The sequence below is a fragment of the Aliagarivorans marinus DSM 23064 genome (genome assembly GCF_000429485.1).
Lineage (GTDB): Bacteria > Pseudomonadota > Gammaproteobacteria > Enterobacterales > Celerinatantimonadaceae > Aliagarivorans > Aliagarivorans marinus.
In genome coordinates this window covers 19,174-33,801 of the sequence record NZ_AUBY01000034.1, presented here as the reverse complement: position 1 = coordinate 33,801, position 14,628 = coordinate 19,174, and the positions used below count along the sequence as shown (strand labels likewise).

Sequence of the window (14,628 nt, the reverse complement as noted above, 5' to 3'; positions counted from 1 at the left end):
TTGCTGGTTACAAACAGGTTGAACCTTCTAACGTGAGCGCTCTTCGGGCAAAGCCCACAAGAACGATCACCACCTCCATAGGAGGTGGTTTAATACTGATAATGAAAAACCCGTGGGATAGCATTCTCACGGGTTTTAGTATTGACCAGAAGAACTAAGCAGCCTTAGTGCTCGCGCGTCTTGCTAAACTGCACGTCAGGGTAGCGCTCAACCGCCAGGTTCAGGTTGACCATGGTCGGAGCCAAGTAGGTCAGGTTGTCGCCGCCATCGAGGGCCAGGTTGTCGTGGGCCTTCTTCTTGAACTCTTCGAACTTCTTCACGTCGTCGCTGTGACACCAGCGAGCGGTGGCCACCGAGATGCTCTCGTAGACCGCTTCGACCTTGTACTCAGTCTTCAGGCGATGTACTACCACGTCGAACTGCAGCACACCTACCGCGCCCACAATCAGGTCGTTGTTACGCATTGGGCGGAATACCTGCACTGCGCCCTCTTCAGAGAGCTGGATCAGGCCTTTTTGCAGCTGCTTCTGCTTAAGCGGATCTTTCAGGCGAATACGGCGGAACAGCTCTGGGGCAAAGTTAGGGATACCGGTGAACTTCATCACCTCACCTTGAGTGAAGGTGTCACCAATCTGAATAGTGCCGTGGTTGTGCAAGCCGATAATGTCACCAGCAATCGCGGTTTCAGCGGCGCTGCGGTCACCGGCCATAAAGGTGACCGCGTCAGAGATGGAGACATCTTTGCCCAGACGCACATGGCGCATCTTCATGCCCTTGTTGTATTCGCCCGATACGATGCGCATAAAGGCGATACGGTCGCGGTGTTTCGGATCCATATTGGCCTGGATCTTAAACACGAAGCCGCTGAACTTGTCTTCACCGGCGGTCACTTGGCGCGCATCGGTGGCGCGCGGCATAGGCGCGGGTGCCCACTCCGTCAGGCCGTCCAGCATGTGGTCCACGCCAAAGTTACCCAGCGCGGTACCAAAGTAAACCGGAGTGAGCTCGCCATCTAAAAACAGCTCTTGGTCGAACTCGTTGGATGCACCGAGTACCAGCTCTAGCTCATCACGCAGCTGCGCTGTCAGCTCTTCGCCTACCGCTTGATCAACCTCGGGGTTATCCAAGCCTTTAATGATGCGCTTCTCTTGGATGGTGTGGCCTTGGCCGGTTTGGTAGAGGATCACCTCATCGCGATGGATGTGGTACACCCCTTTAAACTCTTTACCGCAGCCAATTGGCCAGGTAATCGGCGCGCACATCATGTTGAGCTCGTTCTCTACCTCGTCGAGCAGCTCCATCGGGTCACGAATATCGCGGTCTAGCTTGTTCATAAAGGTCACGATGGGCGTGTCACGCAGACGGGTTACTTCCATCAGCTTGCGGGTACGGTCTTCCACACCCTTGGCCGAGTCGATCACCATCAAGCAGCTGTCTACCGCAGTCAGGGTACGATAGGTATCTTCCGAGAAGTCTTCGTGTCCGGGGGTATCCAGCAGGTTGACGATGCTGTCATTGTAGGGGAACTGCATCACCGAGGTGGTTACCGAGATGCCCCGCTCTTTCTCCATCTCCATCCAGTCAGACTTGGCGTGCTGAGCGCTGCCACGGCCTTTTACCGTACCGGCGGTTTGGATGGCGCGTCCGAACAATAGCACCTTTTCGGTGATGGTGGTTTTACCCGCATCGGGGTGAGAGATAATGGCGAAGGTGCGGCGTTTCGACACCTCGGGCTTCAGTGACTCAGACATAGACTCGGTTCTTTTTGAATTCATCAGATAGTGCGCCAGCTGGTCAAAAATCAGACTGGGCAAAAAATTGCCGGGTATTTTCGCTGATCTGGCTGTGATAGACAATCAAAGCAGGGGAAAAGCCGGGAATAATCTTGTGATAAGACTGTTCAATTACGTAAAACGCCCCTCGCAAACTCGCCTCTTCGCTGGTGAAATATTGTTCATCCACTTATAGCAGCCTTGACGATAGATCACGTTTTCATTTTGAGAGCGCTCACAAAATCAGCATCACAGCCTGCCACTTAGGCCAACTTTGCAAGACACGCAGCAAATTTTTGTACCGAAAAAGTTCTCAGTTGCACCAGTTTCACAGTTGGCTTTTGAGCGATATCGACAAAGCTAAATATCGTAAGCGACTAAATAATCTAAATAATTACTGCAACTCACCGGCAATCTCTATCTTGAAAAAGCAACGCAAATCTATTTTGGAAATGATCATGAAATTGACGCAACACTTGCGCAAGCAAGCCCAGTTTTTAGCCTCCACCGTATTAGCCGTGAGTGCCTTTAGCGTATCGACCTCAGCCTATGCGGATTCTCCACAGGGCGCTTACCACACCGGTGAGTACCGCAACGTGTTCGTTGAACTTGGCTTGGGCAACGAAGCGCAGGTGAAGAAAAAGGTCGATAAAGCCTACCAGCAACTGTTCTACTCAAAATCCCGTGGTACCGAAAACGGCAAAGCCTTGTTCTTCCCAGTGGGCGACGATATGGGTTTTATCAAGGATATTGGCAGCAACGACGTACGGTCAGAAGGTATGTCCTACGGTATGATGATTGCCCTGCAGATGAACGACCAACCGATGTTCGACAAACTATGGAAGTTCTCGAAGACCTTTATGCAACACCAAGAGGGTTGGTATGAGCACTACTTCGCCTGGCACGTCCAAGCCGAAGCACCTTACAACCAGATCTCTCACAACCCCGCCCCCGATGGTGAGCTGTACTTTGCTATGGCGCTGCTAATGGCAGAAAACCGCTGGGGTGGCAAAGAGGGCATCTTCGCCTACGCCGATGAAGCCAACACCATCCTCGATGCCATGGTTAATAAGCCAGAAACCTCGACAGCAGTGCCGATGTTTAGCCGCGAAGAGCAGCAGATCCTGTTTGTTACCGAGAAGTCGCTTGGCATCTATACTGACCCCTCTTACCACGTGCCAGCGTTTTATCAGCTGATGGGCGAGTGGGCTTCGGTAGAAAATGAGTTATGGACTGCCGCTGCCGATACTAGCCGCAACTATCTGCATATCTCCCAGCACCCAGAGACTGGCCTCTATGCAGAATATGCCGCCTTTGATGGTACGCCTCAGGTGACCAGCTTTAACAAGATCAGCCACCAAAGCGGGTATGACGCCTTCCGGGTGATCGGCAACATCGCCATGGACTACAACTGGTTTGCCGCCGATGAAGGACAAAAGCAACTGGTCGAGAAGCAACTGCGCTTCTACAACGAGGAATACAAAAAGCACGGTCAAAACTTCCAGGTTCACTCCATGGAAGGTGTGCCACAAGTTGAGTGGAGCAGCCACGGCCAGCTAGCCATGAACGCTACCGGCGCGCTAGTCATCGATAACCAAGATGCCCACGACTATGTGAAACGCCTGTGGAAGCAAGACCTGCCCACTGGTAAGTGGCGCTACTACGACGGCCTACTGCAGATGTTCGCCCTGCTTCACCTAAGCGGCGAATACCAAATCTACGCACCGAGCAACTAACACTTTCACGCTTTAACTGGTCTATCACCACCCTCACAGAGGGTGGTGTGGGCCCGGCTACGCCGAATCCATGGCAAGCGGATACGCCAACGGTTCAGCACCATGAAATGACGCAAGAAAAAGGAACTTTATAATGAAAACAGCAAAGTACTCTGCCCTAAGTCTTGCTTGTGTACTCGCGCTGAGCGCCTGTAACAGCAGTAACGACGAAGATCCTGTCGATCCAGGCCCCGGCCCGGGCCCCGATCCCAGCCCTGAAACCGCCACCCTGTATAGCAATGGCCAAGCCATTAGCGGTGCCAGCCTGCAGATTGGCAGCTCTGAAGACTACGGTATGAGCACCCTGGAAGTAGGTGGTAGCTTTTCCGATGGCGGCCTGTCTGCCGAGCAAGGCGGTGGCTTTGATAATGGCGAAGAGACCGAGCATAGCTGGATGGTGTCCACCACTGGCGCACAAGATGAAGCGTATCTGGTGGTGCAACACGCTAGCGGCATGGATCTGAGCGAGTACGCCGACGGTGCGCTGCGCATTCAACTGAAGGTTGATTTAGCTATCGATGATGGTGGCGAGAGCCTGATTGCCATGCAAACCGATGGTGGTGCCAGTCCATGGCTGGATCGAACCAACTTCTTTTTCCCACAATCAGCGCTGACTGCGCTGGAAGGCGAAGGCTGGCAGACCCTGTATCTGCCACTGAGCTGCTTCGAAGCAGACGAAGCCGGCGCGTTTGACCTGAGTAAGGTTAACCAGCTGCTACGTTTGGATATGCGCGATGGCGCTACCGATTACGAGCTGGCGGGTGTCTACTTGGATATGGAAGCAAACCTGCCAGAAGGTGCGGTGAGCTTGTGTGATAGCGACGAGCCCGGCGAACCGGATGAGCCAAGCCTACCCGGCGATATTCTTTACGCCGATGGCGCTGCAGCCAGTGGGCTTGAGCTAAAAGCAGGTAGTTCACCTGACTACAACGAAGTATCTTTGGCCGACGCCGATAGCGCGGTGAGCAACAGCAACATGACCGTTGCAGCAAATACCGATGGCGACGGTAACGTCGTATCTTGGACAGTCAACAGCACCACCAGCGGTGATGAAGCTTATCTATTTGTCTACTCAGATACCCCCATGGACATGAGCGGCTACAGTGACAGCGTGATCTTGCTGGACCTGGAAATCACCAGCGCCAGTGGCAGCGACTCCAACCTGCTCGCCCTGCAAAGTGATAGCTGGGACTCCCGTAAGGCTCACTACTTTAGCAACGACCAGTTTGCCGCCCAAGCCGGTGAAGGACGTAAGGTGTTCTCGGCGCCACTGTCTTGCCTAGCGGGCGCCGATCCAAGCTTTGATCAGAGCTCGGTCAAACAACCGATGCGCTTGGATGTGCGCGGCGGTGCGGCCCAGTACATCTTCTATGGCGTGAGCATTGCGGCTGCGGCAGACGTGCCGAGCGACGCCGTGAGCCTGTGCGAGTAATTCCTTTTACTCTCAGTAAGTAGTATCAGTTTTTCCTTCCACTTGCCCGCCTCTGTGCGGGCCTTTTTTTGCGCGTAGTTCCAAACCTGTTGTTCCGAGCGCCCCTACTCTGTCAACTGATAGAGCGATTCCATGGTCAACGGCAACACCTGTTCGCCGCGGTGAAAAGCGCTGAACTGGGCGAAATCAACTAACTGTAAGCTCGCAGGCGTGCTGGCGCGGCGATACCGTGCAACGCCTTGTTGGGTCAGTTCGAGAAAGCCCGTTCGTATTACGCGACCTTCTCGTTTCGCGAAATCAACGCCGTGAAAGTGATCGTATATAAGCAGCAACGCCTTCCCCCCTTCTAGAAAATGTTGCCCCATTGATAACGCCATCTTGCCTAATTCAATAGCGCCTACAGCATCAGGAGACCAATCGATACCCGAGACATAAACCTGTTGGGTCAACGATGCAGCATGATCGTTGAGACCCGCCAATGTGCCGAGGGCCACTTCGTCGCTGGCGTTCCAGAAGGCATCCACCTCTGGATAGCGAGCTAACAACTGGGGCACTTGCTTACGCGAAACCTCGCCACTCCAGTTGGTAAATACCAGCTGTTGCAAATGCACTTGGGGGTAGTCAATCAAAAATCGATTCAGGCCCTCATTGCGCTCAAAGGCCACCTCTGAATCGCGGCCGCCACTCATCGCCACCAGCTGCATGGGCTGCTCTTTACTGAACTGGCGGAACTGACTGGCATGCTCAAACAAAGACTTTGCTTGGGCATAGCCTGCTGAGACATCATCCGGGTAGATATGGCCCAGCCAGTGACTGAAATTAACGCGAGGTAACCCGATGGATTCAGCTTCTTCAGAGGGTAAGGCGCTGTTGATGGCAATGGAGTAGATCTGTGCCTGCTCCAGTTGCTCTAATAGCACCTTGATGGTGCTGCGATGGGGCATAAACACCACGTAATCGGGAGGTTCATCGGTTTCGGCCAGCGCCATCGCTTGGCGCAGGGTCTCCATCCGACCGCTGGAGTGATACAGCTCCAGTTGCATATCCAGATCATCGGCGACCACCTGCATAAAGTCGCTAACCTGCTTCCAGAACAAATTTTCCGGCCCAGTTGGAATAAGGAATGCTACTCGAGGAGCCGCTACCACTCCTGCGCTGATGGTCAGCAACAAGGCAGCAAACAATGAGCGCATGGCTCACCTCCTTAGGACACGTTGCGATAGCAGTAAAGCTAGCCCAAGGAGTTAACGCACGCGCAACGACGCGGAAAAAGCGCGGGAGACTTCTCAGTTTGGGAAAAGATTGTCGCTTATTGCTTCAAACCGTCATCCAACCAAGCAATCACCAGCTGATAACTAACAGCCAGCACAACAGCGCCAATAAACAGGCCAACAAAGCCCGACATCAACAAACCACCAATCGCCCCCAGCAAGATAACCAGCATCGGCACATCAACGCCCCGCCCCAGCAGCCAGGGTTTGAGTACGTGTTCGCTAAAGCTCGCCACTATGCCCCACACCGCAAAGGTGATCGCCACCCACATCGGTTCGGTGTAAAAGACGTAGATAATCACCGGCCCCACCACCAGTAACGGCGGAAGTTGGGCGATGGCAAGCACTAACACCAAGGCGGATAGCAGCGCAGTCGCAGGAATGCCCACCGCCAGAAAGGCGATTGAAATCAACACCGTCTGGATTAAGGCCACGCCCAGCACGCCTTTGGCGACACTTTGGATGGTATCGCTGGCAAGCTGGATCATCGCCGGGCCGCGATGGCCGAGCAGCCGCTCGGCAAAACGCTGGCTAAGCTGCTTACAACGCTCCGAGTTAGCCAAAAGCACACCGGCCACAATAAACGAGAAGCAGAACAGGAACAGGCTGGCCACCACGCCACCAGCAAGGTTCAGCAATACCGCTGCCCAATCCGCCAAACGCTCAGAGTGTTGCAGCAGGAACTCTTGTGAGTCCTGCGCTGCCAATGCCCATTGCTGGAATAGCCACTCACCGATAAACGGCCAATGGCGGATCGCCGGGTAAGGCGCAGGCAGGGCAAAATCCCCTTCTTGCAGGTTTTCGGCGAAATGCGACACACTGCTGACCACCGCACTGGCCAGTTGAACACCGGGGATCAGCAATAACATCAGGCCCAATAATACGATGACCACCGCCGCCAACGAGGCGTTGCCAAGAGAGTTGCGTAAACGTCGATAAGGCGGATAGAGCGCCACCGATAGAAAGGCCGCCCACACAATAGGGGTAATAAATGGCTTCAAGATGTCGTAACACCACGCCACCAGAACAAACAATAAGGCTATGCGGACCGCTGCTTCCACAGCGTTTTTTTGAAAACTCGCCAACGATCTTTCCTTTGAGCGCCCTCTCGACGACGCGTTGCCAGGCCAGTAAGAACTGTCAGTGTGAAGCAGCGCCGCGACTAAAACAAGCCTATGAGTTGGCGAAGGTTTTTAATGATGACACTGAGCTAAACTCGCCATCTCAACGCACGCGCGAAATCACCTTTATCAAGTGGTTTTGATACAGCTTTCATCAGCGCTTGCCACCACTCACATTAGTAAGATTTGGTAAGCCCAGTGTGACTTTCCACAATCCTTAAACGTGATTGCTTTACATACAGTGAAGCCAGCAAAGGAAGGAAAATGGAGGCCCTAAGCGGGCCATAGACAATGTTCTGCCAGCAACATCAATACACTGATTTTAATTAATAAACGTAAATGGCAGCGACGAATACAAGAACCACAAACCACTGGAGCGCAACCCCAGCGGTTAAGAAAATAAAGAATAAGGATGACTAAGGATGCTAAATAAGCACTTTCCCAAGGGCGCCAAGCCGCTGTTGTTGGCGCTAGCCGTCAGCAGCAGCTTTGCTCAGGCAGATCCCCTCAGAGAGATCCTCGACGAAAACACGCTACTGATCGGCTCAGCGATGATGACCGATCATATCGCCGAGAAGAAGTTTGCAGAAGTACTCAAAACCGAGTTCAACCTGCTAACGCCTGAAAACGAGATGAAGTGGCAATACATTCAGCCAGAGCGCGGTGTTTACGATTTCAGCAAGGCAGATGAGCTTGTTGAGTTCGCTGAGAAGAATGGCATGGAAGTGCGAGGCCATGCACTGGTGTGGCACATCCAAAACCCGGCATGGCTAGAAGAAGGTGAATTCACCCGCGAAGAACTGCTGGAGATCCTCGAAGATCACGTCAAGACCGTTGCTGGTCACTACAAAGGTCGTATCAAGTACTGGGATGTGGTGAACGAAGCGCTGGATGATGCCGGCGGCTGGCGCGAGACCATCTGGTATAAAGGCATTGGCGAAGAGTATATTGCCAAGGCCTTCCAGTGGGCCCACGAAGCCGACCCGGATGCGCTGCTGTACTACAACGACTACAGCACCGAAGGCACCACGCCTAAAGCCAACGCAGCGTACCGCTTAGTTAAACAGCTGCAAGAGCAAGGCGTGCCAATTCATGGCGCCGGCACCCAGCTGCACCTGATCAGCGGCGATATCCTGCGTACCGCCAACATTGCCGCCAACATTGAGCGCCACGAAGAACTCGGCCTGGAGTATCACTTCACTGAAGTGGATATCCGTATTCAGGGTGAAGCGACCGATAGATCACTGGCAGAACAAGCCAGCATGTACGAAGAGTTAATGAAACTGGCGCTGCATTACGATGCGGTGAACGTGTTCACCACGTGGGGTCTGACCGACAAGTACAGCTGGATCCCTCATTGGTTCAATGGCTGGGATCACGGCCTGTTATGGGATAAAGAGTATCAGCCGAAGCCTGCCTATCACGCCGTGCAGTCACAAATGGAGCTAAAGCGGGATGGCAAGTTTGAATGGCAGCCGCCGGTGCGCATTGAAAGCGATAACCGTTATGTTCAAGCTTTCGTATCTCCAGAGGCACCTAAAGCGCTATCTCTGAATAACGATGCTAGCGTATGGGCAGACGCCACCTACTACCCATTTGCATTCAACCAACTGGAAGGACGCGACCAGCGCTTGCCAAGCGATCAGGAGATCTCAGGCAAGTTTGCGTTAATGTACAAGGGCAACACCCTGTACGGCCGGGTTGAGCGCGAAGATAACATCACAGTGAACACCGCAGAGCCGGATTACGAGAATGACTCGGTTGAGGTGTTCCTGCGTCCGGGCAAAGACGAGCCCTTTGTACAGTATCGCGCCATCGTAGGCCAAGACTTTGGCCCGCAAGGCTTTGATGCAAAAGCGAAAGGCGTATGGCACGACGACGGTAAGGTGTTCGAGTTTGCGATTACGCCAAACTTTGTCGATACCTTGGCGGGTAAGACATGGGGCTTCAATATCGCTCTGGCTGACAACGACAAGGCAGGCACCGAGCATGGCCAACGCAGCTCACAGCTCTATCCGGTAACTGGCACCAACTCCGGCTACTTGGGTGAAGACTTTGCCGAGATCTTCTTCCCGGGGCAGAACTTAGAAATTTCAGCAGTTCCATTCGAGAATCCTTATACCTTCAAAGCAACAGAGATCAGCCCTTCTGGCGAGTTTGGTAGCTACGAGGCGAAGGATTGGCTGAACGCCTACCACTACTCGTTCGTGTTCAACCAACTAAATCGTCGCGATATGTCGCCACCTGCTCAAAGTGACCTGAATGGTTCGTGGAAGCTAGGTTATCAAGGCAACGTGCTCTATGGCGTAGTACATCGTCACGACGATGTGACCGTGACCAACCACGAGCATGACTATGAAAACGATAATGTCGAAGTGTTCCTGAAAGTCGGCGAGCAATTTGTGCAGCTACGCAGCATTGTGGGTCAAGACTTCCAAGACAGCAGCTTCCCGGGCAAACGCGTCGCCAAGTGGAACGACGATGGCACCGTGATGAGCTTTGCCATTGAGCTACCAGTTGAGAGTCTGGCAGGCGAGCGCATCGGCTTTAACATCGCCTTGGCTGATACCGATGACGTAAGCAAAGGCCGTAGTGCTCAGCTCTACCCAGTACCTGGCACCAACGCAGGCTATCTGGGTGAAGAGCTAACAGTACTCGACTTCGTGCGCTAAGCGCTCTCGATAATAGTCACAATACCCAAGCGCTCTACTGGTCCGTTCCGGTAGGGCGCTTTTTTGCGCATTTATTAAGCGGTGCAAAATTGCTAAGATATACAGAGTATTAGCTTGCATTTGGGATAATCATCAGGGGCCATGGAAGTGTTCAAGAAAATCCTGCTCAGCTGCCTGCTGATTGGCGTGGCGGTGGCGGCCTTAGCCTATATCTTTATTTTTCATGTCCAAGACCGCGGCGTGCATGCGAAAGATGGCTGGCTGTTTGATCTTGAAGGCTACTATCAAGCTATCAGCCGCTCACGCTTTGAAAACCAACCGATCCTACTGTATGTAAGACGCAAAGCCTGTCAGCGCTGTCTCGATTTTGAGAAGGACTTTCTCAACAACTCGGCGCTCAAACCGACCTTGAGTGAGTACATCAAGGTGCAGATCAACATGGATACCGATCGCCGCCATGAACGCTTTGCTGACCAGTTTGGTATGTATACCTACCCCTCGCTGTTTGTACTCAACGACCCAGACTATGCGGTGTCGACCTTCTTAGTGTTGGCCACCCAACAGATTTGGGTACCCATGGAGCAACATCTGGAAAAGGGGAATTTCATGCCTCTTTCCGAAACCAGCTTCCGTCTCGCCTTGGAGCGTGCCAAAATACGCGCCCTTCAGCCACCGTCAGAATAGTCCAGATACGCCAATGCTTAATTGCCGACTTTCAATGCTGCTATTGTGCAGTGCTTTCGCCGCTACCTCCGCACATGCCGCCTATCTGGAAACCGAGCCGGGAGACTGGGGGGTCGCGATGTCGTTCCGCAGTGCCACCATCCCCTTTAACATCACCGAGGATCTAGTACCCGGGGTACACGACTCGGAGTTTGTGAACGATTTTGTGCCTATGTTTTACTACCACGGCGAGCACGTCTATATGGACGGCACCGAGCTCGGTGCATATCTGTGGAAGGGCGATAACTCCAGCGTGGCGTTGATGGGCCGCTATCGCTTCTTCGATATTCCGAAAGATTTACAGAATGCGATACGCAAAGACGGGCTGGACACCGGCCTAAAGTGGACCTGGCGCTTTGACGACGATACCTTTTTCAAAGCCGACCTGCTGACCGATCTGGAAAGTCGCTTTCAGAGCAACCTCGAGCTTAGCCGTTACTACCGAGGCAATGGTTGGCAGCTAACCCCCTATGCCAGCGCCAAGCTTAAAACCAGCCGCTTTAATAGCTACTACTATGGCTTAAGTGAGGCCACCGATATCGATGCTAAGGCTGACATCGACTGGAAGGTGGGTTTGAGCGGCCGTTACCACCTGTGGCAAGAGCTCTATTTAGTGGGGGACGTAGGTGCCAGCGTATTCGGCTCAAACACCCGCGGCCTGGATACTATCGACAAGAGTGGCCAATTTGAGTCCTATGTGGGCTTTGCCTTTTTCGGCAGCGAGCTAAAAAAGGGCAACGCGAGTTTGCCCAGCGGCTATCTACGGGTTGCCCATAACTGGGGAACCCCTTCCAACCTAAGCGAGATCCTTGAGTTTGACTGGGAGCATAACAGCAACCAGCTTACCTCCATCGCCTACGGTCATAAGCTGAGCGACACCTTACTAAGCTTGCCGATTGAGGTGTATCTGCATACTGCGTTTGCCTTTCACTACGGCTCATCGGATCAAAGCAGCAAGACCGAGTATGTGTTCGCCTTTAAAGGCTATTACACCTTTAACACCCCAGTGCGGGTGCGCTTTGGTGCCGGTGAGGGCCTGTCCTACATCTCTAGCCTGACCTATATCGAAGATACCGAGATGGAAGATAAGGGTTACAAAGGGAGTAAGTTTATGAACTACCTGGATTTCTCTCTCGACCTCAACGTTGGCGACCTGTTTAGAAAGCCACAGTGGGAAAACGCATGGTTTGGTTATAACATCCACCACCGCTCCGCAATCTTTGAGAGCTCTGCGATGTTCGGGCGGATCAAAGGTGGCAGTAATTACCATGGCTTCCATCTACAGTGGCATTGGTAATGCCTAACCAGCCCTGATACGTTACCTACTCAGCGGGAAAGTGCCGAAACATAACGATGGCATCTTCCCGCCCTTGCTCGCTCGGGTAGTAGGCCTTGCGCCGCTCCACCTCAACAAACTCGAACTGGTTATAGAGGTTGATTGCCCGCAGGTTGGACTCTCTGACCTCGAGGCACATTAGCTGCCAGTTTAGCGCTTCAGCATCCGCGATCAGCCTGCTCATTAGCTGCTTACCCAGCCCTAAACCCTGAACATCGGGGTCGACCGCCAGATTGAGCAGTTCCGCCTCGCCTGCCACCTCGCGCACGATGGAGTAGCCGAGCAACTGCTGACCACGCCATAGCCCGGTGTTGTGGTAAAGCCGACCAAAGCTGCCCTGCAGCAGACTGTGCGACCAGGGAAAGGCATGGGCAAGTTGCTCGATACGCGCAATCGCAGCTAGCTGCTCAGCCGCTAAGGGCTCGAACACTAGCTCTGACATAGCTGCGCCCACACCCGGCGCTTGGCCTCAACCTGCTCCAGCATCTCGTCCACAGACGCGCACAACAGCTTGGGCCCGGTATCCGCTCCCAGCGCAGAATCAACGCTTAGCACCCACCCCGAAAAGTCCTTCGACAGCCGCGCAGGCGCCATTACTGTCGCCTTCTCCGCGCCGCCTAATACCACCGTCAAGCGATCAGCAAGCTGCTGCTGACGCGCATTGAGTGGCGCGTCACTGAGCACCACCAGCGGCACATCAGGGCATAATTGCGCGGGGCGACGTTCGAGCCAAACGTCGATATTCATGGCCTTGAGGTAGTCTTGAGCTTGCCGGGATATCACGGGAAAGAATCACTAAAGTAACTAAAAACGGGCAGATAGTAGCAAATAATGTCGCCAAATGGAGCTAAGCACCCGACAGTTTTTTGTTCGATTAGTCCACAAAAAACTTGTAAACGAGACGTTAAGCAATAAACTATGCTGCTGCAAAATGAGTGTGTTGTTAATTAACCTTACCCTTTCAAAGGGAAACCGTTGACTTACATTTTGCGTATATCTGCGTATAGCTTTTAAGCAGGCTTGGGCGGGCTTGGCAAAAGCAGCATAAGGATTTGCGAGTACTGATTCTTTCTGCTATAGATAGCCGCCTATTATCCTCGACTGTCGGAACAGTCGGCAGTATGGAATTTGGGAGAAAGGTATGCCACAAGGCAAAAAGAAAACACTAGGTGTACTGTCCATCGCAGGGGTTGAACCTTATCAGGAGAAGCCGGGCGAGGAGTACATGAATGATGATCAGATGAATCATTTCCGTACCATTCTCGATGCGTGGCGCAATCAATTGCGTGAGGAAGTCGACCGCACCGTAACCCACATGAAGGATGAAGCAGCTAACTTCCCCGACCCCGTTGACCGAGCCGCTCAAGAAGAAGAGTTCAGCTTGGAACTGCGTACCCGCGACCGTGAGCGCAAGCTTATCAAGAAGATCGAAAAGACCTTGGTGAAGATCGAAGAAGACGATTTCGGCTTCTGTGATGCCTGCGGTGTAGAAATCGGGATTCGTCGACTGGAAGCACGACCCACCGCCGACCTCTGTATCGACTGCAAGACCCTTGCAGAGATTAAAGAGAAACAACTCGTCGGTTAGTCGAAGGGGCCACGCAAGTGGCCCTTGCTTTTTATATGTCTCAACAAATGCGTCGTCGCTACGTAGGGCGCTTCGCCCCCTCTCCTTCCGGTCCACTCCACCTTGGCTCATTGGTAGCTGCCCTCGGCAGTTATCTGCAGGCGCGTGCCAGTAACGGCCAATGGCTGGTGCGTATAGAAGATATCGATCCACCGCGTGAGCAACCCGGTGCAGCATCACTGATCCTCAAACAACTAGAGCACTACGGCCTGTATTGGGATGGCGAGGTGCGCTATCAAAGTCAGCAGAGCGAACACTATCAAGCTCAGCTGGAACATTGGCAGCAGCAAGGGCTGGCCTATTACTGCCAATGCACCCGCAAGCAGATCAAAGCCGCCGGTGGCTATTACCCCGGGACTTGTCGACGCTTAATGCTGGGTGCCGATAATGCCGCGTTGCGCCTGAAAACCGACGCCGCAGTCTACCAGTTTGATGACTGCCTAAATGGCACCATCAGCATCCCTCAAGCGTTAGCCGAAGAAGACTTTATCGTAAAACGCCGCGATGGCCTGTTCGCCTACAATCTGGCGGTGGTATTAGACGATATCGACCAAGGGGTGACCGAGGTAGTCCGTGGTGCCGATCTGATTGAGCCAACCGGACGACAGATCTACATCTATCACTGCTTGGGCCAATCGCTTCCCAGTTACCTGCATCTGCCATTGATCCTCGATGAACATGGCAACAAGCTCAGCAAGCAAAACCACGCCCCATCTATCTCCGATGCACAGCCACAACAACTGCTGCTGCAAAGCTTGAAATACCTGGGCCAACACAGCGATCCGCAGTGGCTTGAGCTAAGCTGTGAGCAACTGCTGCAGTTAGCTGTCGAACACTGGGATTGGCAACGCATTCCCCATAGTGAGATGCACTCACTCTGACACAGTTGTATTTCTGCT

Annotated in this window: 13 protein-coding genes; 7 read left to right on the top strand and 6 right to left on the bottom strand. The window is 53.2% G+C overall.

Annotated features, from left to right (window positions below):
* Positions 1-164: 164 nt before the first annotated feature.
* Complete coding sequence (gene prfC / locus G461_RS0113810) at positions 165-1,751, bottom strand: peptide chain release factor 3 (protein WP_026972279.1); 1,587 nt, start codon at positions 1,749-1,751, stop codon at positions 165-167.
* A gap of 43 nt (positions 1,752-1,794) precedes the next feature.
* Positions 1,795-1,962: a hypothetical protein gene (locus G461_RS26130; protein WP_157360321.1), complete on the bottom strand. Its 168-nt coding sequence runs from the start codon at positions 1,960-1,962 to the stop codon at positions 1,795-1,797.
* 268 nt (positions 1,963-2,230) lie between these two features.
* Here G461_RS26130 and G461_RS0113805 point away from each other — a divergent pair, with 268 nt between their 5' ends.
* Entirely contained in the window at positions 2,231-3,508 is a 1,278-nt protein-coding gene (locus tag G461_RS0113805) for a family 8 glycosyl hydrolase (protein WP_169727259.1), read from the top strand.
* 133 nt (positions 3,509-3,641) lie between these two features.
* A complete protein-coding gene (locus G461_RS0113800) occupies positions 3,642-4,979 on the top strand; it encodes a putative glycoside hydrolase (protein WP_026972277.1) in 1,338 nt (445 codons plus the stop codon).
* Positions 4,980-5,083: 104 nt separating this feature from the next.
* Here G461_RS0113800 and G461_RS0113795 read toward each other — a convergent pair whose 3' ends face one another.
* Complete coding sequence (locus tag G461_RS0113795; protein WP_026972276.1) at positions 5,084-6,172, bottom strand: ABC transporter substrate-binding protein; 1,089 nt, start codon at positions 6,170-6,172, stop codon at positions 5,084-5,086.
* 116 nt (positions 6,173-6,288) lie between these two features.
* Entirely contained in the window at positions 6,289-7,335 is a 1,047-nt protein-coding gene (locus tag G461_RS24280) for an AI-2E family transporter (RefSeq protein WP_035480327.1), read from the bottom strand.
* A gap of 458 nt (positions 7,336-7,793) precedes the next feature.
* Here G461_RS24280 and G461_RS25585 point away from each other — a divergent pair, with 458 nt between their 5' ends.
* From G461_RS25585 to G461_RS0113775, 3 genes are all read left to right on the top strand, one after another.
* Positions 7,794-10,043, top strand: coding sequence for an endo-1,4-beta-xylanase (locus G461_RS25585; RefSeq protein ID WP_051333574.1), 2,250 nt, complete (start codon positions 7,794-7,796; stop codon positions 10,041-10,043).
* 147 nt (positions 10,044-10,190) lie between these two features.
* Entirely contained in the window at positions 10,191-10,727 is a 537-nt protein-coding gene (locus tag G461_RS0113780) for a thioredoxin family protein (RefSeq protein WP_169727258.1), read from the top strand.
* Between the two features lie 13 nt (positions 10,728-10,740).
* The gene (locus tag G461_RS0113775; protein ID WP_026972274.1) at positions 10,741-12,063 is read left to right on the top strand and encodes a MipA/OmpV family protein; all 1,323 of its coding nucleotides are present in this window, start codon (positions 10,741-10,743) and stop codon (positions 12,061-12,063) included.
* A gap of 25 nt (positions 12,064-12,088) precedes the next feature.
* On the opposite strand, the gene rimI is transcribed toward G461_RS0113775, so the two are convergent.
* Together rimI and G461_RS0113765 are read right to left on the bottom strand one after the other, a co-directional pair.
* Complete coding sequence (rimI, locus tag G461_RS0113770) at positions 12,089-12,544, bottom strand: ribosomal protein S18-alanine N-acetyltransferase (RefSeq protein WP_026972273.1); 456 nt, start codon at positions 12,542-12,544, stop codon at positions 12,089-12,091.
* Positions 12,532-12,885, bottom strand: coding sequence for a DNA polymerase III subunit psi (locus G461_RS0113765; RefSeq protein ID WP_157360320.1), 354 nt, complete (start codon positions 12,883-12,885; stop codon positions 12,532-12,534). The genes rimI and G461_RS0113765 overlap by 13 nt, the downstream gene beginning before the upstream one ends.
* Before the next feature lie 358 nt (positions 12,886-13,243).
* Here G461_RS0113765 and dksA point away from each other — a divergent pair, with 358 nt between their 5' ends.
* Together dksA and gluQRS are read left to right on the top strand one after the other, a co-directional pair.
* Positions 13,244-13,690 (top strand): RNA polymerase-binding protein DksA, encoded by a 447-nt coding sequence (gene dksA / locus G461_RS0113760; RefSeq protein WP_026972271.1) that lies wholly within the window; start codon positions 13,244-13,246, stop codon positions 13,688-13,690.
* A 35-nt stretch (positions 13,691-13,725) separates the two neighbouring features.
* Complete coding sequence (gene gluQRS / locus G461_RS0113755) at positions 13,726-14,610, top strand: tRNA glutamyl-Q(34) synthetase GluQRS (RefSeq protein WP_026972270.1); 885 nt, start codon at positions 13,726-13,728, stop codon at positions 14,608-14,610.
* Positions 14,611-14,628 lie beyond the last annotated feature (18 nt).